Below are 18,704 nucleotides of genomic sequence, written 5' to 3'. Positions count from 1 at the left end.
CCGTCCGGAGCCGACGATGGGCAAACCCGCCCCGATTTCACCATTCGCCCCCTCTTCCCTGCCGACCGTCCCGGAGGTGCCCGGCGTGCGCTTTGCGACCGCGGAAGCGGGCATCCGCTACAAGGGCCGTACCGACCTGCTGCTCGGCGTGCTTTCTCCGGGGACGCAGGTGGCGGGTGTACTGACGCGCTCGAAGACGCGCTCAGCGCCGGTCGACTGGTGCGCGCTCGGACTGCGCGAGGGCGTGGCGCGGGCGCTGGTCGTCAACTCGGGCAACGCGAATGCGTTTACGGGCAAGAAGGGCCTCGAAACGGTTGTGATCACCGCGGATGCCGCTGCAGCTGCGGTCGGCTGCACGCCGGGCGAAGTCTTCATCGCATCGACCGGCGTGATCGGTGAGCCGCTCGAAGCCGAGAAGTTCACGCATCTGCTCGGCAAGCTCGCAACGGATGCCGAGCCCGACACGTGGCAGGCGGCCGCGCGCGCGGTGATGACGACAGACACGTTCCCCAAGCTGGCGACGCGCAAGGCGAAGATCGGCACGCACGAAGTGGTGATAAACGGCTTCTGCAAAGGTGCCGGCATGATCCAGCCGGACATGGCGACGATGCTGTGCTTCGTCTTCACGGATGCCCCGATCGATGCCGCGGCGTTGCAGCCGCTAGTGGCTGACAACGCCGACCGCACATTCAATTGCGTCACCATCGACGGCGATACCTCGACGAGCGACACTCTGCTGGTGTTCGCGACGGGCGAAGCGGAGAAGCGCGGCTGTCCGCGCATCAGTGAAGCCACCGATCCGCGCGTTGCAGATTTTGCGGCGGCGCTTCATAGCCTCCTGGAAGAACTGGCCATCCTCGTCGCCAAGGACGGCGAGGGCATCACCAAGTTCGTCACCGTGGAGGTGGAAGGCGCTGAAGACGATCGCGCGGCGCGGCGCATCGGCCTCGCCATCGCCAATTCGCCGTTGGTGAAGACTGCGATCGCGGGCGAAGACGCCAACTGGGGCAGGGTGGTGATGGCCGTCGGAAAATCGGGAGAAGCGGCCGACCGCGATAAGCTGTCGATCCGCTTCGGCAACATCCTCGTTGCACACGAAGGCGAGCGGGCGCCGAGCTATAGCGAAGACGAAGTGGCGCTCTATATGAAGCAACCAGAGATTACTGTGGGTGTCGATCTTGCCATTGGTCCAGGCCGCGCGACGGTTTGGACCTGCGACCTGACGCACGGCTACATCGACATCAACGCGGACTATCGAAGCTAAGCGAGAGCCCTGGGCAATGGATCCTAAATTTTGGCGCGAGCGCTGGAACAACCAAGAGATCGGCTTTCATCAGAGCGACTACGAGCCAGCGCTGAACAAATACTGGTCGCGCTTGGCACTGGCACCGAGGGCGAAGGTGTTCGTGCCCTTGTGCGGCAAGAGCCTCGACATGGTCTGGCTGGCCGAGCATGGGTTTCAGGTCATCGGCGCCGAGCTGAGCGAGCGTGCGGTCGATGACTTCTTCGCCGAGCGCGGAGTAGAGCCGGAGGTGCGCCGTGAAGGTGCCTTCGTGGTCAAATCGTCGGGCGCCTATGAGATCTGGTGCGGCGACTTCTTCGAGTTGCCGAGGTCGGCGGTTGAGGACGTTGCCGGCATCTATGATCGCGCGGCGCTGATCGCGCTGCCTGCCGAGATGCAGCGGCGGTACGTTGGCAAGATGCTTGAACTGTTCCAGGGCAAAGCGCCGATGCTGCTCATCACTCTCGACTATGATCAGAGCTTGATGTCAGGGCCGCCGTTTGCAACACCGCGGCAGACTGTCGTTGATCTTTATTCGGATCACTACGATCTCGTCGAGCTGGTTTCGAAAGACGTTCTGGAAAGCAATCCGCGATTCAAGGAGCGTGGCCTCAACGCTTTGACGGGTGCTGCATTCCTGCTGCAGCCGAAGTGATCTGATACTGCGCCGCAGAAGCCAGAACGACTTCGCCCGCGCGCACCGAACAATCGATGCGAGCGGGCGAGGATCGAACGCGGTTGTCGCGAACGAGATTAGTGGTGGCGGTGGTAACGGTGCGCCGGACGGCAGACCTTGACCCACTTCGTCCGCTTCTTGCCCCACTTGAACACGGTCTTCTTGACCATGTGGCAGCTGTATCCGTCACGGGGCGCAGCATCTGCGGGGGTCGGAGCGGCAGCAAGGGCAAGCGGGGCGGCCAGCAAAGCCATCAAAGCAAAATACTTCATCGATCATCTCCTGAACTTCTTTTCGGTCGCGCTTGGCTTCAATGCCGTCTCACTGTGCGCGAACACTGAGAAGAACGCGCCCGGCGCGGTGCGTCCGTCGCGATCGACGAAGATTTCTTCTACCTGAATATTTATTCAGCGACGGCACGTCGGCGGCTAGCATGCCGGCAATGCGCCTCGACGATCACTGGCATGGCTTGTTTTGGCGGTGCCGGCGCGAAATGCGGCAAGAGTTGGGGGTGCCCCCGTCCGCGAGAGCGCCGTTTCGGCCTGGGAGCCACACCGAATCGCCCAGGAATGGGATCGAACCGGCTCGATCGGTTAGCGGGCTGACAATTCGGTTTTTGCCGCACATACTTGCGCCGGCGAGAATCACCGATCGATCGGAGGCGTCGGGCACCTTGACTAAAGGTCTGAGCATTGCGCTGGCGGCGCTAGCGGCATTGACGACGTCGGTCCATCCGGGACTTGCCGACTCGGCCCTGGTGTTCGATCTCGATGAGGGGCACGTGCTCTACGCCGAGGATCTCGACGCCCCGTGGTATCCGGCGTCGCTGACAAAAATGATGACCGCCTATATCGCGCTGGAGGCGATCCGCGGTCATCGCGCGACGCGAGAGACCAAAATTTTCATGTCGCCGGCGGGGTTCAAGCAGCCTCCTACGCGGCTGGGGCTCAAAGTCGGCAAGGACATCACGCTCGACCAGGCGTTGCGCGCACTGATCATGCGGTCGGCCAACGATGTGGCCGTCGCGATGGCCGAGACGCTCGCAGGCGATGAAGCCGCGTTCGTCAAGCAGATGAACCAGACCGCCGCTCGCCTCGGCATGATGCACACGCACTTCATCAATCCGCATGGATTGCCAGCTGAGCAACAAGTGACGACTGCGCGCGACATGGGGATTCTAGCGCGGGCGCTGTTGCGCGACTTCCCGGAGGAAGCGCCGCTCTACGCCATGACGCAGACCCAAATCGGCAAGATCACCGTCGGAACGCATAACTCGATGCTTACCGCTTTCGAGGGCGGAGACGGCATCAAGACTGGATACACGTGCGCGTCGGGATACAATCTGGCAGCCAGCGCTACGCGTGACGGACGCAAGCTGATCGCCATTGTGCTTGGTGAGCGCAGCAATGCCGCCCGTACAGCGCGGGCCTCGGCATTGCTGGAGCGCGGCTTCAAGACATTCGAGTGGAAAACATCGTTTCCAATTGCTCGGATCGAAAATTATCCCAGCGAAGTGATCGGTGCTGGTTTCGAGCCGGATGCGACTCTTCTGGAGCGCTTCCGCGCGTGCGCGGCTCCGCCGCCCCCGCCGCCGCAAACCGCCGATGCCAGCAAGGGCACCCAGAAGCCCGGTGCCGCTTCCTCGGAAGTAAAGAAGGTTTCGGCGCAGCCGGCTACGTCGGCGAAGAAGACGACGCACGTGAAAAAGAAAAAGAAGAAGCGCCAACCGCTGGATTAGTGTGGGCGCACGCGCTCATTTCAAACACGCTTTGCCTCGATGGCATCCCAGATGAGGGCGGCGATATCTGCGCCTCCGAACTGCTTCACCTGACGAATGCCAGTCGGCGAAGTGACGTTGATCTCGGTGAGGTAGGGGCCGATCACGTCGATGCCGGTGAAGAGCAGGCCGCGCTTCTTCAGCTCTGGGCCGAGCCGGGCGCAGATCTCCTCCTCGCGCTCGGTGAGCTCGGTGGGGACGGCCGTGCCGCCGACGTGAAGGTTGGAGCGCGTCTCGCCGGTTGCGGGTACGCGGTTGATGGCGCCGGCGAACTTGCCGTCGACGAGGATGATCCGCTTGTCGCCAAATTGAACCTCAGGGCGATACTGCTGCACCATGAAGGGCTCGCGGAAGACGGTCTGGAACAACTCGACCAGAGAGGCCGTGTTGGTGTCGTCCTTGGTGAGGCGGAAGATGGCGGCGCCGCCGTTGCCGTAGAGCGGCTTCAAGATGACGTCGCCCATCTCCTTGCGGAAGGCCTGCACGTCCTGAAGCTGGCGCGTGACGATGGTGGGCGGCATCAGATCGAGGAAATCGAGAACGAAGATTTTCTCGGGCGCGTTGCGAACGCTTGCCGGGTCGTTGACGACAAGCGTCTTGGGATGGATGCGCTCCAGCAAGTGCGTCGTGGTGATGTAGGCCATGTCGAACGGCGGGTCCTGGCGCAGCAGCACCACATCCTGATCGGCGAGGTTTTCAATGCGCGGATGCGACAGCTTATAGTGGGCGCCGACCTTGTCCTCGACCTTGAGTGTCTGTCCACGCGCGAGAAGCTTATCGCCGTGCAGGGAGAGATCGGGCGGTGTGTAATAGAACAGCTCGTGGCCGCGCTTCTGCGCTTCAAGGAGGATGGCGAAGGTGGAATCACCGCGGATATCGATCCGCTCGATCGGGTCCATCTGGCAGGCGACGCGCAGGGTCATCGGGGGGCTCGCTCGAATGCAACCGGGGCGGAGTTGGTAACCCGGCAGCGGCGTGCACGCAAAGCGGCATTGGCCCGCTGCAGAGATCAGAAGCCGTTCTCGATGTGGCGTGGCCAGCGGCGCGGCAGCAGCAGCATGAGGTCGAAGCCCTGCTCGTGGGCCTGGTAGCGCGGGCGATGGGCAAGCCAGTAATCGGCGGCACTGCGGATGCGGGCGGCCTGGCGGTCGCTGACGGCCGCTTCAGCGGCTTCGCGGGTCAGGCGTCGCTTGACCTCGACGAAGGCCAGACGCTGGCCCCTCACAGCGATGATATCGATCTCGCCGGCCCTGGTTTTCACATTGCGGCCGAGGATGCGGTAGCCCTTGGTTAGCAGCGCGATTGCCGCCAGAAGCTCGGCGAAGCGGCCGCTGCGCAGGCGGGCACGGCGGACGTTCTCATCGACCGGTCCGCGTCGTGGCGATGAAGTCACGGCGCGTCCTTGCGCAGCTTGAGACCGAGGTCGTAGACGCGGCTTTTGGGGACGCCGAGGGCATCGGCGATGGTTTTGGCGCCGTCGCGTAAGCTCATAGTGGCGAGCGCATCGGCGAGGCGGGCGGCGATCTCTTCGTCACTGACGGCAGCCTGTTGCGGCGGCCCAACGAGTATCACCGCCTCACCCTTGATGGTTGCATCAGCCAGCTCGGCCGCCAGCTTATCGAGCGGGCCGCGGCGCACCTCCTCGTGCAGCTTGGTCAACTCGCGGGCGAGGGCGGCGGGGCGGGGGCCCAAGACCGCAGCGAGGTCAGCCATGGCGTCGGCAACGCGCGTCGGGGCCTCAAAGAAGACCAGGGTGGCCGGCACCGCGGCGAGTTCGGCGATGCGGGTGCGGCGGCTGACGGTCTTGGGCGGCAGGAAGCCGGCGAACATGAAGGCGTCCGTCGGCAGGCCGCCGACTGCGAGCGCCGTCAGAGTTGCCGACGCGCCGGGCATGGCCTCGACATGGTGGCCAGCATCGAGCGCCTCGCGCACGAGCTTCCAGCCGGGATCGGAGATGAGCGGCGTGCCGGCGTCGGAGATGAGGGCAATGCGGCGACCTGCGGCAAGCTCAGCCAGGACGCGAGGGCGCTCCCTGGCGGCGTTATGCTCATGATAGGGGCGCGTCGGCACGTCGATGGCGAAGTGGCCGAGCAGCGTGCGGCTATGGCGCGTGTCCTCGCAGAGGATGATGTCCGCGCGCGCCAAATTGGCGATGGCGCGCAAAGTCATGTCGCCGAGATTGCCGATAGGCGTTGCGATCACGTAGAGGCCCGGCGCTAGGCTGCCCGCGAGTTGCTTGCGCATCTCCCCGGCGACGCGCCCGAGGATCGCGCTTTCGTCCCGAGGGGGCTTGTTGGCGTCACTGGCGGCCTCTCCAGCGTTCATGGCAGGTCACTTTCGCAATTGCGGCGTTGAATGTTCACGATAGTGGCTGAGAGGCACTTTTCCTCGGCGAATCGAAGAGATAACCAGAAGGATAGTCGAGTCGTCACGCTGTTCCGCAGCCACCGCCATTGTGACCGCCGCCGACCGACCGGGCAACGCCAGGGGGACCCCGAATAAATGCGAAAGGGCTTGAAGCAGGCCGAGGTCAGCAGGCGCGAGTGCGCGGCAGGCTTGGCAATGTTCGGCCTTTTTCTGGCTGGCTGCTCGACAAGCGGCATGGGACCGGCGGCGCCCAGCGCGGCATTGGCACCCGCCCCAGGTCAACAGGGCGCCATCCGGGCGCCGGTGAAGATCGCGCTGCTGCTACCGATGGGCGGCATGGGCGAGACCGCGGCGGTTGCGAAAAGTCTCAAGCAGGGCGCCGAAATGGCGCTGTTCGAGGTCAACGATCCGAACGTGCAACTCGTCACCAAGGACGACGGTGGCACCGAGGCTCGTGCCCGGGCGGCCGCCGAAGAAGCCATCAAGGATGGGGCCGAGATCATCATCGGGCCGCTGCTTTCGCCGTCGGTGAGCGGTGCCGCCAGCGCGGCGCGCCAGGCGAACGTGCCGATCCTCGCCTTTTCCAACAACACGCAGGTGGCGGGTAACGGGGTTTACCTCGTCAACTTCCTCGCCGAGCAAGAAACCGACCGCATCGTTTCGTTTGCAGCATCGCGCGGCAAACGGCGGTTCGCAGCGCTTATCCAGAGCGACGCTTACGGTGACGTGATCGAAGCAGCGTTCCGCAACGCCGTGCGCCGCAGTGGGGGCGTCGTTGCTGTCGTCGAGCGCTACCCGCTGGCCGCCAACAGCATGCTGTCGCCCGCCAAGCGGGTGATGGAGGCGATCAAAGCGGGCGAGACCGAGATGGCGCCGATCGATGCGCTGTTCGTGCCGGGCGGGCCCGAGACGCTGCCGCAGATCGGCCCGGTGATCGCATACGCCGGCATCGACACTAAGAAGGTCCAGCTGTTGGGCAATAGCGCATGGGACTTCCCGACGGTCGGGCGCGATGCGGCCTTTGTCGATGGCTGGTATCCGAGCCCTGATCCGGTCGCGTGGCGCGCGTTCTCGGAGCGCTTCGCCAAGACGTTCGGCAGCGCGCCGCCGCGCATTGCGTCGGTTTCCTATGACGCGATCAGCTTCGCCATCAGCCTTGCGTCCAATCCGCCGGGCACTCGGTTCACTCAGGCGAACCTGACGCGGGCGAACGGCTTTTCGGGCGTGGACGGCATCGTGCGGTTCGGCGCGAACGGCCTGAGCGAGCGCGGACTTGCTGTGCTGCAGGTAGAAAAGTTCGGCTCCGCGGTGGTCGATCCGGCGCCTGCCAGCTTCGAGGCGACTCGCCTGTCGGCTGCGGATCAAATGTCGACCGGCTCCGTTCCAGCACGGAACTAAGACCTCCAGCTTTCCAGAAGCCCCGTTTCCCGACGCGCAATGCGGACGCGTGCTGGGGAGGCTCGTCGGCGCCTCCAGGCCAACAGCGGATCAGGCGACGGCGAGCGCCTTGCGGCGACGCTCAGGCGCTGTGCGCTCGGCTTCGGCAAGGACTGCGCGCAGGCCGGAAACATCGGCGGGTAGTCCCATGACGGGGCGCAGGTCGTGCAGAAGCTGCGTCAGCGCATAGTCAGCCGAATCCAATTGGCGCGCGGCGGACTTGTGCAGGCTCTTGATGCGCTGGAAGCTCTCGAGTGCTGCGGTGATTACACCGACAGCACGGCGCCAGTGATCCTCGACGCTGACGCGGACTGGCTCGACCACACGGACGGCCTCGCGCTGCGTACGCCCGGAAATCTCATGCAGTGCCGTTGCCGTCGAGAAGCCCGACAGCGCAAGGGCAGCAAAATTCTTATAGGCGGCGAGGCGGCGGAGCATGGTTCGGCGCAGCTTTTTTGCGTGCTTCTTTGTCAGCGTTGCATGAGCTACCGCGAGGCGGTGAAGCTCAGTCGAGCTCCGCGAGGCGAACGCGACTGCGCGAAGCCTGACCACGCTTAGCTTATTCGCGTTGTTTGACAATAGCTTCGTCCAGTTTGTTTCCATGACGTTGCCTCAAAGAAACGGATGCCGCTGCACTTCAAGGCGTAATCCTTTCAGACAAGCGTTAGCGGAACACTAACCATGACGGAATTCGCTTGCAGTGCCGTGCGATAGCGCGCGCGCCTTCTCAGCCCGCTTCACGGCGCAAGCCAAGACAGCGAATAGATTCGATTTTTGATGGGTCGCGGCTATGCCAGCCCGACCATGGCGCGGATGTCGGCGGCCGATTTTCTGGCAGTGCGGAGGGCCGAAAGCGCTGTGTCGCCCGCGCTTTTAGAGAGCTTGCGGCCCTCTGCGTCGGCGAGCAGGCGATGGTGATGGTAGACGGGCTCGGGCAGCCCCATTAGCACCTGCAGCAGGCGGTGCAGGTCCGTCGCGGCATAAAGATCTTGGCCGCGCGTGACATAAGTGATGCCTTGGCGCGCGTCGTCGACGACCACGGCAAGGTGGTAGCTCGCCGGCACATCCTTGCGCAGGATGACGGCGTCACCCCAGCGCTCGGGGCGGGCTTCGACGACCACGGCGTTGCCGGCCTCGTCCAGCTCCGTGAAGGTGAGCGGTGCGCCGCCGAGCCGGTCGCGGGCCTTGGCCAGCGCGCGATCCATATCGATGCGCAGCGCAAAGCGCTCACCGTTTTCCATGCGCGCCTCGATCTCACTCTTCGGCAATGCCTTATGCAGACCGGGATAGAGCGGCGCGCCGTCAGGGTCGACGGCACCGGGAACGGGTGCCGCATCGATCTCGGTGCGCGAGGCGAAGCACGGGTAGAGCAGTCCCTGGCCTTCCAGCCATTGTGCGGCCTCGACATAGGTTGCGAACTGCTGCGACTGGAACAGCACCGGCTGCTCCCAGGTTATGCCGAGCCATGAAAGATCTTCGAAGATGCCGGTGACGTATTCCTCGCGGCAGCGCGTGACGTCGATGTCCTCGATGCGCACGAGGAAGCGGCCGCCGGCGCGCTGCGCCATGTCGAAGCCCGTCAACGCAGACAGTGCATGGCCGAGGTGAAGAGGGCCGTTGGGGCTGGGCGCAAAGCGAAGTACCGGGGAGGTCATACTAGGGTGCTGCGCCTCAGTTGAGTTTGCCGCCGCGGCGAGCGCCGGGCGTGGAGATCGTCGTTCACCTGTTTAGCAGTCTGTCGCCGCATGTGAACCCGTGCGATTTGCGGGAGAGGAAACGGCGACCTACGATCGAGGCTCAGTCACGGAGTATCGCGTCCAGAATGCAAACGAAGCGCACAAAGCTGCAGCCTCTCGTGCTCGATGATGCATACATGCTGAAGGGCGTGCGTGCGTTGACGCGTTCATGTCCGCACATGCGCATGATGCGGGCGATGACGGGCGTGCCCACTGTGCGTCGACATGCGTCCGGCTTTGAAGGCCTGGCACGCATCGTGGTTGGACAACAGCTTTCTTTGGCGAGCGCGCAGGCAATCTGGGACCGCGTCTCCACTGCCGTCAGCCCGATGACAGCTGAGACGTTCCTGGCGATGAGCGATGAAGCGTTGCGCTCTGCCGGCCTATCGAAAGGAAAAGTGCGCACACTGCGCGCGCTGAGCGAAGCGGTGGTCGCGGGGCTGGATCTCGACATTCTCGCGCATGCGCCGGAGGAAGACGTGCACGCGGCGCTGACGGCGCTACCAGGTATCGGGCCTTGGAGCGCAGACATTTACCTTCTCTTCTGCCTCGGGCGCGCGGACGCTTTCGCAGCGGGCGATCTCGCCCTGCAGATCGCTGTCGCAAACGCATTGAAGCTGGATGAGCGCCCTTCGCAGGACGAGCTTTTTGCCATTGCGGAACGCTGGAGGCCCTGGCGCGGCGTCGCAGCGCATGTTCTGTGGGCGTACTACAAGGTCGCAGGCCGCCCAGCCGAAGATGCCAAAAAGCGCGTAGATGCAGCGTCTTAGGTGGTTGCGCCACAGGGGCACAGGCAAGCTTGGCGGGGACCTTCACAGAGTTGATATGCGCCGCTAGTATCCCGGCCGAACGTTGAGGAGAACGCGATTCGTCAGGACTAAACGTATAGGACGCCCATTACGTGGATGCGCATGTGGCCATTCCGGATAGCTTTCCGGCACTCGTCCTAAACGCCGACTTCCGCCCCCTGAGCTACTACCCTTTGTCGCTCTGGAGCTGGCAAGAGTCGGTGAAAGCCGTTTTTCTGGATCGCGTCAACATCGTCTCCGAATACGACCGCTTCGTTCGCAGCCCAACATTCGAGATGCGGCTGCCGAGCGTCGTCTCACTCAAAACCTATGTGAAGCCCGCGCTTTATCCCGCGTTCACGCGCTTCAATGTGTTCCTGCGCGATCGCTTCACCTGCCAATACTGCGGCTGCAAAGACGATCTGACGTTCGATCACGTCATCCCGCGCTCGCGCGGCGGCCAGACGCGTTGGGACAACGTCACGACGGCGTGCGCCCCATGCAACCTCGAAAAGGGCGGCGCGATGCCCGAGCAGATCGGCATGCTGCCGAAGCTGATGCCGTATCGGCCGACGGTTTTCGAATTGCATCGCAACGGGCGCTCGTTCCCGCCGAACTACCTGCACAAGAGCTGGCTCGACTACCTCTACTGGGATACCGAGCTGGAGCCTTAGTTTTTGCTGACACGAGTGGATGGCGGCTTGCTGTGCGGCGGGCCGCTAACAAGCGGGGAGCCGCGCCTAAGGCGCGGGGCGCCTTGCGCCCTTGCCGCTTCGCGGCGCAGTGGTGGCGGCAGCCGGGTTTTCCTTCAATTGAAAAAAGAAAGGCCTCGGCAATGCGATGCCGAGGCCTTCGTCGTTCAGGGGAAGGACGACGAGAAATTCTGATGAGCCGGATGCTCAATGCTCCACAATCGCGGAGCTAGATTGTTTATGCGGCGCGCTTCATTGGAGCGGCACACAGAGATTCTGCGATCGCCTCAACCGTGCGGCTCCAATCCTCAGTCGCGTGATCGGTGGCAAGACCGAAGGCACGCATTGCATCAGCCGGTGCGCCGCCATCGCGGAAAATGCGGGCGCAGGAGGCGCGGGCTACGCCGAGCGCCTGATGCCACTGCAGCGGGTTGATGTGGTTGAAACTCATTTGACGCTTCTCCTGTCTTGCGCCGCCGAAGTCCGGGCGCTTGCTCATTACGCGCCGCTTTCATTGCCCGGGGCGCGGGGCTGAATTGTTGGCAAGCACACAGAGCGTGCTGACATCACTACGCGAAACCAGGTCATGTGATGAATCGTGGAGGCATGTAGTCTCCGACGCTCCATATGCTTGCCATCTCGTTGGAAGGTCCCTCTTTCCCCTCCGTAACGAATACGCGGCGGCTACCTTGTCGACGCCGACGCTATGGGAACGTCCGTCGATTGAGACGGACTGCCGATAGCGACGATGACTTCACCGACAACATCTGAAAGCGAACGCCACGAATGCGACTGAGATTGATACTGGGACGCCACGGTACACCTCACTGACTTGCTGACTTTTACGCGACTGACGCCACTCACTCGGGCTCTTGGACAAGACTGGCTGCAACCGCCCGGAACTACGCGAAACCTTTCATCTCCGGGCGGTTCGCCTCGATTGCACACGCGCTCGGGGGAGAACGCGTCTATTGGGGGAAGTTGGCTTTACGCAAACGGACGCAACACGTGACGCAACGAACGCAACGCTTACAAACGCGATACCGAGACGGGCGGGGGACTTACGCGAGACGCAACAGACGCAGACTTTGACGCAACTTACGCAACTGGCGAGACTGCCGGGGTTCCCGATGTGACTGACGCGGACGCAACGGCGAATTTCGAGACTCAACTCAGACGCAACGGACGCAACACCTACTCGACGCAACTGACTGACTGCTGGGCTCTCTACTCACTCGAACGCAACGCTACTCACTGCGGGGGTATTGAAACCTCAACTCGAACTCGACCGCGTTGTTCCGCGAACGAGGAGCAATAGACCGTTACTTTTTGACCACGGAATGGCGCGACCGTGACGGACCCACGGTATTTAGCTTGACAGTTGCTGAACGCAATCTGCTGCGGAAAACATCAGTTATTTGTGGATAACCTCGCGCCGTTCATGCGCGAGTGGAATCAGCGCGCGTGCAGCGCTTCGTTTGCGGCGCGCAAACCAAGGAACGCGATCAGCAGCGATGCGATGACGTTCCACCCGGCGAGCGACAGTCCAAACATGCGCCATGCAGCCTGATCACAGCGCACGACGTTCGTCGTCTGCAGAGCATCGAGAAGACTGCCGGCGTTGGTGGTGAGCGACTGCGGGCCGCTGCATGCGGCCGGGCCTTGCCAGAAGCCCCACTCGACGCCAGCGTGATAGACGGCGAGCGCGGCGTTGCCGAAAAATGCGAGGGCAACCAGAACGAACAGCGCGGCGGCGGCGCGTGTCTGCCCAGCGCTCAGGGCGACAAGGCCGAAGAAGATCAGCGGCACGCCAGCGTAGTAGGCATAACGCTGCTCAAGGCAGAGCTCGCAAGGCCGCAGGCCACCGATGTGTTCGGAGGCAAGGGCAAGCAAGATCGCGGCGGCCGCGAACAGCAGGGCGAAGCCGCCGGTGCGGTAGGCTGCGTGTACCGTTGGATCCTGCGTCGAGAAAGCCATGAGCCGTGCCTTAGATCGCGGAGCTAGAACATGTATCTAACAGCGACGAAGCCGCTCACCAAGACCACTACGAAAACGGTGGTGACCAGGGTCAGGCGACGCTCGATGAAATCCTTGATCGGCTGGCCGAAGAAATAGAGAAGGCCGGCAACGAGGAAGAAGCGCATGGCGCGGGCGACAATGCAGGCGCCGACGAAGGCAAGCAGGTCCATCTTGGCGACGCCGGCGGCAATGGTCACCACCTTGAAGGGAATGGGCGTCGCGCCCTTGATGATGATCGCCGGCACCCCGTACTCGTGCACGAACTGGATGAAGCCGTCGAGCGCGTGCTCCTTGCCATAGAACTTCAGGATCGGCAGTCCGATGGCGTCGTAGGCAAAGTAGCCGATGGCGTAACCGAGCAAGCCGCCGAACACGGAGGTGACGGTGGCGATTGTCGCGTACCACCACGCCTTCTCACGGTTGCTCAGCACCATGGGGATGAGCATCACGTCGGGTGGAATGGGGAAGAACGAGCTTTCGATGAACGATACAGTTCCGAGGGCGTAGGGCGCGCTCTTGCTAGACGCGGCGCGCATCATCCAATCGTAGATGTTTCGCATCGGCTCTTTCTACTCGGCGGCGGAAGGGAGCTTCTCAGTCGGAAGATCGAGCGCGAGGCGTAGCACGATCTCATTCAGAATGAAGCGCCCCGATCCGCTCGCTTTTATGCGCTGTGTCCCGGGGATCGTCTCAATAAGACCCTGCTGTGTCAGCTCGGATACAGTCTTGCCCGGCAGCGGGGCACCGCAGAGCTGTGCGAGCCGCTGCAGGTCAAGGCCTTCGGAGAGACGCAGGCCCATCAGCAGCATCTCATCGGCCTGCTCGGCGCGGGTGAGGGGCGTATCCTCGATGATGCCGTGGCCATCACGCTCGACGAGCGCCGCCCAGCTTTCCGGGTTGCGCTCGGTGCTGGTGGCGTTGCGCACGCCGTCCGGAACGATGCGGCCGTGTGCGCCAGGCCCGATGCCGGCATATTCGCCGTAGCGCCAATAGAGCAGGTTGTGGCGGCTTTCCTCGCCCGGAGCGGCATGGTTCGAGACCTCGTAGGCGGAAAGCCCGGCGGCGGCGGTCATCTCCTGAGTAACATCGTAGAGCGCGAAAGCCGTGTCCTCGTCGGGCACGATGAGCTTGCCGGCGGCGTGAAGCGCAGCGAACGGGGTCTCGGGCTCGATTGTGAGCTGATAGAGGGACAGATGGTGGCCGGCGATAAGAAGCGCCTCACGCAGCTCGGCACGCCATTCGTCCGGCGTCTGTTTCGGGCGCGCATAGATGAGGTCGAACGTGAAGCGATCGAAGGTGGTCCGGGCGATCTCGATGGCCGCTTTCGCCTCGGCGACGGAGTGAATGCGGCCGAGCGATTTGAGGATGTCGTCGCGTAGCGACTGCACGCCGAGCGAAACGCGATTGACGCCCGCGGTGCGATAGCCGCGAAAGCGGCCGGCTTCGACGCTGCCGGGGTTGGCCTCAAGCGTGATCTCGGCATCCGGGGCGACATGCCAGAGTTCAGCGGCGCGATCGAGAATGGCGGCGACGGTCTCGGGCTGCATCAGCGAGGGCGTGCCGCCGCCGAAGAAGATGCTTGTGACCGTGCGCGGGCCGAGGCGCTGCGCGGTATGCTCCAACTCGCGCAGGAAGGCGGTGCGGAAACGCGGCTCGTCGATGCCGCCGAAACGGACGTGGCTGTTGAAGTCGCAATAGGGGCACTTCTGCGCGCAGAACGGCCAGTGGACGTAGAGCCCGAAGCCTGGATCGTCAGGCGGCGTCATCGAGGACGGCACGCTTGAAGTGCTCGAACGCCATAGTTCGGTGCGAGATGGCATATTTGCAGGCCGGCTCCATTTCGCCGAACGTCTCGGTGTGGCCGTCGGCGACGAAGATCGGATCATAACCGAAGCCATTGCCGCCGCGCGGTGGCCACACGACGTGACCGTAAACTTTGCCCTCGAAGAACTGCACGTCCCCGTCCTGCCAAGCGAGGCATAGGACAGAAATGAAGTTGGCGCGCAAGGGCTCACCATTCCAGCCCCGACGCTTAACCAACTCGTCGTGCACCTTCTGCATGGCGATGGAGAAGTCACGATTGGGGCCGGCCCAGTCAGCCGTGTAGACGCCCGGGGCACCATCGAGGGCGTCGATCTCAATACCGCTATCGTCGGCCAGCGCTGGCAACCCGGAGCCTTCGGCGGCGAAAACGGCCTTGATCCTGGCGTTGCCCGTGAACGTCGTTTCGGTCTCGGCGGGCTCTTTGAGGCCAAGGTCTCCGGCGGAGACGGCGGCGAGGCCGTAAGGCTCGATGAGCTTGTTTATCTCCCAGACCTTGCCGGGATTGTGGGTGGCGACCACCAACTTGTCGCCGCGGCTCAGTCGGCGCGTCATTCAATTCCCCAGATGCGCGGCTCGGCAAATTCCAGGCAATTGCCGGCGGGATCGCGGAAGTAGATGGAGCGTCCGCCGTTCGGCCACTCGAAGTCGGCTTCGATCGGCACGCCTTGTTGCTCGAGCCGGTCGCGCCACTGCGTAATCTCATCCGGGGTGGCGGCGAAGCACACGTGGCCTTCGCCGTCTGCGCCATGAGGCGGCACGGGCAGCTCGGCGTCGTCAGCCGGCGCGCGACTGGTCATCAGCGGATTGAAGAACAGAAGCATCTGATCGCCGAGGCGGTAGAAGATCTGGCGTCCGTCCGCCTTGGCGGTTGGCTGCATCGAGAGCACGCGAGCGTAGAATTCTTCGATGGCTGTTAGATCGCGGGCATAGAGCACGGTTTCAAGCATGCGCGCGGGAGTGGAGATGACTGTCATGTAGCAGCCCAGATGAAGAGCGCAGTTGCCGCCGCGCCCAATGCGGTTCGGACGGCGTGCAGCCGTCCCCACTTCTCGATCAGCGCGCGCGACTGAGCACCAGCGTGATCGATCGGCGTTTCCATCAGCGTCTTATTGATCGGCATGATCACGAGCAAGGTGAAAGGCCAATTGGCGATGAGCAATAGCGCGCCAAGCAGCCATGCAAGCTCCTGCGACAGTAACCACTCCAGCATGCCGAGGGCGAAGCCGATGATGGCCAGCGATGCCTGCATGGCGAATCCGGCGCGGTAGCTCAGCTTCCATTCCTCGAGCAGCGATCGATCGTCCAAGGTGAGGCGGGCCGGCTGCTCGGCGAAGTTGATGTAGAACGCCGCGCCAGTGAACATGGCTGCGACGGCCAATGCAAATCCGCCGAATAGCATGTCCGGCCCCCTTTTAGGCGACGGTCAGCTTTTGGAGTGCGACGAGCTCACCGATGCCCTTCTTGGCAAGTGCCATGAGCTGATCGAAGCTGTCCTGGCTGAACGCGGTGGTTTCTGCAGTTCCCTGAACCTCGACGATACCGCCCGATCCGGTCATGACGAAGTTTGAATCCGCATCGGCCGAAGAGTCCTCAGCATAGTCGAGGTCGAGTACCGGCGTGCCCTTGTAGATGCCACAGCTCACCGCCGCCACATGATCGCGCAGCACACCGTCCTCGACCATGTCGCGCAGCTTCATCCACTGAATGCAGTCGTGCAGGGCAACCCATGCGCCCGTGATGGAGGCGGTCCGTGTGCCGCCATCGGCCTGGATAACGTCGCAATCGACGCTGATCTGGCGCTCACCCAGCTTCGGGAGGTCAATGATGGCGCGCAGGGAGCGGCCGATCAAACGTTGTATCTCCTGCGTGCGGCCGGACGGGTGCCCGACCGTCACCTCACGGCGGGTGCGCTCGTTGGTGGCGCGTGGAAGCATCCCATATTCAGCCGTGACCCAGCCGCGACCCTGGCCCTTCAGCCACGGAGGAACTCGCTCTTCGAGGCTCGCCGTGCAAAAAACGTGGGTGTCGCCAAACTTGATGAGGCATGAGCCTTCTGCGTGTTTGGAGACGGCGCGCTCGATGGAGACGCGGCGCAGTTCGTCGGATTTACGTTTCGAAGGGCGCATTGAGGCTGCCGAACCGGGTTGTTGCTGGGTGTGAAGTCGGCCGAACCTAAGGGAGGGCTAAGCGCGCATCAACCAAAACCGCCGACCATTTGACGAAGCGGGGGCTCGATCCCTAAGCTTCCGAGTACTCGAACGCGAGGTCGAAAACACCCAAGCGATGTCCGAAAGCGTTAGCGAACTCAACAGGCTCAGCGAACGCTCGCGCGCTATTCTGAGGCAAATCGTCGAATCGTACCTGGAAACCGGTGAGCCTGTGGGCTCGCGGAATCTGTCACGCGTGCTGCCGATGACATTGTCGCCTGCGTCGATCCGCAACGTGATGTCGGATCTGGAACAGCTGGGGCTAATCGTTGCCCCGCACACGTCGGCGGGGCGGCTCCCGACCCAGCTCGGCCTCCGGATGTTCGTCGATGCGCTGCTGGAGGTGGGTGATCTCACCTCTAAGGAGCGGCGGCAGATCGAAACCCAGATCGCGGGCAAACCCACTACCGGCATCGATGACGTGCTGCGTCAGGTTGGCGAGATGATCTCCGGTCTGTCGCACTGCGCCGGCGTGGTGCTGGCCGACAAGCAGGTAACACGCCTCAAGCATCTGGAATTCGTGATGCTGGAGCCCGGCAAGGCGCTCGTGGTGCTGGTGGGCGAGGACCAGACGGTTGAGAATCGCATCATCAACTTGCCGCAGGGGCTGCCGCCGTCGGCTCTAATCGAGGCCAGCAACTATCTCAATGCGCACATCCGCGGCCTCACGATTGGAGAAGCGAGGACGCATATCGAGCAGCAGCTGCAGTCGGCGCGGGCTGAGCTCGACGAACTCACCAAGCGCGTCATCCAGGCGGGGCTGGCCGAGTGGTCGGGTGCGCTCGATGATCGCAAGAGCCTGATCGTGCGCGGGCAGGCGAACCTGCTCAAGGATGTGAATGCGCAGGAGGATCTGGAGCGTATCCGGTTGCTGTTCGACGACCTGGAGCGCCAGCGGGACCTCGTGCAACTGCTCGGGCTGTCCGAAAGCGCCGACGGCGTGCGCATTTTCATCGGATCGGAGAACAAACTGTTCTCGCTATCGGGGTCATCGCTGGTTGTAGCGCCGTTCCACGACGAGCACCGTAAAGTCGTGGGCGTATTGGGTGTTATCGGTCCGACGCGGATCAATTACGCTCGCATAATCCCCATGGTCGACTATACAGCGAAACTTGTAAGCCGCCTGTTGACTTGATTTTTGCTCCTTAAGCCTGATATCCGGCACGCAATCCCCTTTAATCCGCCCAATCCCCCTGCGGAGAGATCATGGCTGACGAAGACAAGAAGCCCGACCGTGAAACCGCTGCCGGAGGCAATGGTGCGCCGACCGGAGACGGCGAAGGTACCGTACAGGTTCTGGAAGGTCGGATTGCCGATCTGACGGATCGTCTGCTGCGCGCCCATGCCGAGATGGACAATCTGCGCAAGCGGACCGAGCGCGAGAAGGACGAGACGGCGAAATACGCCATCACCAAGTTTGCGCGTGACCTCTTGGCCGTCGGTGACAACCTGCAGCGTGCGACAGCTGCGGTGCCGGCGGGCGCGGCCGACGCCGACCCTGCGCTCAAGGCGCTGATCGAGGGCGTATCGATGACCGAGCGCGAGTTCCTCAACGTGCTGGACCGCAACGGCGTTAAGCGGATGGAGTCATCCGGACAGCCGTTCAATCCGCACCAGCATCAGGCTATGGTCGAGGTGGACCAGCCGGATATGGCGCCGGGAACAATCGTCCAGGTCTATCAGGAAGGCTATAATCTCGGTGACCGCGTACTGCGGCCGGCGATGGTCGTGGTCGCGAAGGGCGGAGAAAAGCGCCCGACCGAGGGTAAGGGCGCAGCTGAGCCCAAGGAATCTGACGACGCTGCCTGATCGTGCGCCGTGCGATTGGCGCCGCGTGATGGATTTGGCTGAAGACTGGGGAAAATTGACTGCGCAAGCTCAGCTTGCGCCCGTTGCGCC

At 63.1% G+C, this 18,704-nt stretch carries 22 protein-coding genes; 8 read left to right on the top strand and 14 right to left on the bottom strand.

Annotated features, from left to right (window positions below; all coding sequences use genetic code 11):
- Positions 1 to 16 precede the first annotated feature (16 nt).
- Complete coding sequence (argJ, locus tag ACP15D_RS12675; protein WP_424957849.1) at positions 17 to 1,264, top strand: bifunctional glutamate N-acetyltransferase/amino-acid acetyltransferase ArgJ; 1,248 nt, start codon at positions 17 to 19, stop codon at positions 1,262 to 1,264.
- Positions 1,265 to 1,280: 16 nt separating this feature from the next.
- Complete coding sequence (locus ACP15D_RS12670; RefSeq protein ID WP_424957848.1) at positions 1,281 to 1,937, top strand: thiopurine S-methyltransferase; 657 nt, start codon at positions 1,281 to 1,283, stop codon at positions 1,935 to 1,937.
- 98 nt (positions 1,938 to 2,035) lie between these two features.
- Here ACP15D_RS12670 and ACP15D_RS12665 read toward each other — a convergent pair whose 3' ends face one another.
- Positions 2,036 to 2,230 carry a hypothetical protein gene (locus ACP15D_RS12665; protein WP_424957847.1) on the bottom strand — a complete coding sequence of 65 codons (195 nt, stop codon included), beginning with the start codon at positions 2,228 to 2,230 and terminating at the stop codon, positions 2,036 to 2,038.
- A gap of 401 nt (positions 2,231 to 2,631) precedes the next feature.
- Here ACP15D_RS12665 and ACP15D_RS12660 point away from each other — a divergent pair, with 401 nt between their 5' ends.
- The gene (locus tag ACP15D_RS12660) at positions 2,632 to 3,696 is read left to right on the top strand and encodes a D-alanyl-D-alanine carboxypeptidase family protein (protein WP_424957846.1); all 1,065 of its coding nucleotides are present in this window, start codon (positions 2,632 to 2,634) and stop codon (positions 3,694 to 3,696) included.
- 20 nt (positions 3,697 to 3,716) lie between these two features.
- On the opposite strand, the gene gshB is transcribed toward ACP15D_RS12660, so the two are convergent.
- From gshB to rsmI, 3 genes are all read right to left on the bottom strand, one after another.
- Positions 3,717 to 4,658 (bottom strand): glutathione synthase, encoded by a 942-nt coding sequence (gene gshB, locus ACP15D_RS12655; protein ID WP_424957845.1) that lies wholly within the window; start codon positions 4,656 to 4,658, stop codon positions 3,717 to 3,719.
- 86 nt (positions 4,659 to 4,744) lie between these two features.
- Complete coding sequence (locus tag ACP15D_RS12650) at positions 4,745 to 5,128, bottom strand: YraN family protein (protein WP_424957844.1); 384 nt, start codon at positions 5,126 to 5,128, stop codon at positions 4,745 to 4,747.
- Entirely contained in the window at positions 5,125 to 6,060 is a 936-nt protein-coding gene (gene rsmI / locus ACP15D_RS12645) for a 16S rRNA (cytidine(1402)-2'-O)-methyltransferase (protein ID WP_424957843.1), read from the bottom strand. The genes ACP15D_RS12650 and rsmI overlap by 4 nt, the downstream gene beginning before the upstream one ends.
- A 177-nt stretch (positions 6,061 to 6,237) precedes the next feature.
- Here rsmI and ACP15D_RS12640 point away from each other — a divergent pair, with 177 nt between their 5' ends.
- The gene (locus ACP15D_RS12640) at positions 6,238 to 7,500 is read left to right on the top strand and encodes a penicillin-binding protein activator (protein WP_424957842.1); all 1,263 of its coding nucleotides are present in this window, start codon (positions 6,238 to 6,240) and stop codon (positions 7,498 to 7,500) included.
- A 90-nt stretch (positions 7,501 to 7,590) separates the two neighbouring features.
- Here the strand turns inward: ACP15D_RS12640 and ACP15D_RS12635 are convergent, their stop codons facing one another.
- Positions 7,591 to 7,977: a hypothetical protein gene (locus ACP15D_RS12635; protein WP_424957841.1), complete on the bottom strand. Its 387-nt coding sequence runs from the start codon at positions 7,975 to 7,977 to the stop codon at positions 7,591 to 7,593.
- Between the two features lie 350 nt (positions 7,978 to 8,327).
- Complete coding sequence (gene gluQRS / locus ACP15D_RS12630) at positions 8,328 to 9,194, bottom strand: tRNA glutamyl-Q(34) synthetase GluQRS (RefSeq protein ID WP_424957840.1); 867 nt, start codon at positions 9,192 to 9,194, stop codon at positions 8,328 to 8,330.
- Positions 9,195 to 9,361: 167 nt separating this feature from the next.
- Between gluQRS and ACP15D_RS12625 the strand changes: the two genes are divergently transcribed.
- Together ACP15D_RS12625 and ACP15D_RS12620 are read left to right on the top strand one after the other, a co-directional pair.
- Entirely contained in the window at positions 9,362 to 10,045 is a 684-nt protein-coding gene (locus tag ACP15D_RS12625; protein WP_424957839.1) for a DNA-3-methyladenine glycosylase family protein, read from the top strand.
- A 131-nt stretch (positions 10,046 to 10,176) separates the two neighbouring features.
- The gene (locus ACP15D_RS12620; RefSeq protein ID WP_424957838.1) at positions 10,177 to 10,737 is read left to right on the top strand and encodes an HNH endonuclease; all 561 of its coding nucleotides are present in this window, start codon (positions 10,177 to 10,179) and stop codon (positions 10,735 to 10,737) included.
- A 256-nt stretch (positions 10,738 to 10,993) separates the two neighbouring features.
- On the opposite strand, the gene ACP15D_RS12615 is transcribed toward ACP15D_RS12620, so the two are convergent.
- From ACP15D_RS12615 to rph, 8 genes are all read right to left on the bottom strand, one after another.
- Positions 10,994 to 11,206: a hypothetical protein gene (locus ACP15D_RS12615; RefSeq protein ID WP_424957837.1), complete on the bottom strand. Its 213-nt coding sequence runs from the start codon at positions 11,204 to 11,206 to the stop codon at positions 10,994 to 10,996.
- A 1,004-nt stretch (positions 11,207 to 12,210) separates the two neighbouring features.
- Positions 12,211 to 12,732: a disulfide bond formation protein B gene (locus tag ACP15D_RS12610; RefSeq protein ID WP_424957836.1), complete on the bottom strand. Its 522-nt coding sequence runs from the start codon at positions 12,730 to 12,732 to the stop codon at positions 12,211 to 12,213.
- Positions 12,733 to 12,755: 23 nt separating this feature from the next.
- On the bottom strand, positions 12,756 to 13,334 hold the full coding sequence (locus ACP15D_RS12605) for a YqaA family protein (protein ID WP_424957835.1): 579 nt from the start codon (positions 13,332 to 13,334) through the stop codon (positions 12,756 to 12,758).
- Positions 13,335 to 13,343: 9 nt separating this feature from the next.
- Complete coding sequence (hemW, locus tag ACP15D_RS12600) at positions 13,344 to 14,540, bottom strand: radical SAM family heme chaperone HemW (protein ID WP_424957834.1); 1,197 nt, start codon at positions 14,538 to 14,540, stop codon at positions 13,344 to 13,346.
- Positions 14,527 to 15,150 (bottom strand): RdgB/HAM1 family non-canonical purine NTP pyrophosphatase, encoded by a 624-nt coding sequence (gene rdgB / locus ACP15D_RS12595; protein ID WP_424957833.1) that lies wholly within the window; start codon positions 15,148 to 15,150, stop codon positions 14,527 to 14,529. The genes hemW and rdgB overlap by 14 nt, the downstream gene beginning before the upstream one ends.
- On the bottom strand, positions 15,147 to 15,572 hold the full coding sequence (locus ACP15D_RS12590; RefSeq protein WP_424957832.1) for a VOC family protein: 426 nt from the start codon (positions 15,570 to 15,572) through the stop codon (positions 15,147 to 15,149). The genes rdgB and ACP15D_RS12590 overlap by 4 nt, the downstream gene beginning before the upstream one ends.
- Positions 15,569 to 15,997 carry a DUF1772 domain-containing protein gene (locus tag ACP15D_RS12585; protein ID WP_424957831.1) on the bottom strand — a complete coding sequence of 143 codons (429 nt, stop codon included), beginning with the start codon at positions 15,995 to 15,997 and terminating at the stop codon, positions 15,569 to 15,571. The genes ACP15D_RS12590 and ACP15D_RS12585 overlap by 4 nt, the downstream gene beginning before the upstream one ends.
- 13 nt (positions 15,998 to 16,010) lie before the next feature.
- Positions 16,011 to 16,724 (bottom strand): ribonuclease PH, encoded by a 714-nt coding sequence (gene rph / locus ACP15D_RS12580; RefSeq protein WP_424957830.1) that lies wholly within the window; start codon positions 16,722 to 16,724, stop codon positions 16,011 to 16,013.
- Positions 16,725 to 16,881: 157 nt separating this feature from the next.
- Between rph and hrcA the strand changes: the two genes are divergently transcribed.
- On the top strand, positions 16,882 to 17,940 hold the full coding sequence (gene hrcA / locus ACP15D_RS12575; protein WP_424957829.1) for a heat-inducible transcriptional repressor HrcA: 1,059 nt from the start codon (positions 16,882 to 16,884) through the stop codon (positions 17,938 to 17,940).
- A 71-nt stretch (positions 17,941 to 18,011) separates the two neighbouring features.
- Positions 18,012 to 18,614: a nucleotide exchange factor GrpE gene (gene grpE / locus ACP15D_RS12570; protein WP_424957828.1), complete on the top strand. Its 603-nt coding sequence runs from the start codon at positions 18,012 to 18,014 to the stop codon at positions 18,612 to 18,614.
- Positions 18,615 to 18,704 lie beyond the last annotated feature (90 nt).

It is taken from the genome of Hyphomicrobium sp. 1Nfss2.1 (assembly GCF_965243865.1).
In the GTDB taxonomy this organism is placed as follows: domain Bacteria; phylum Pseudomonadota; class Alphaproteobacteria; order Rhizobiales; family Hyphomicrobiaceae; genus Hyphomicrobium_A.
This window is presented reverse-complemented; position numbering and strand designations above follow the sequence as displayed.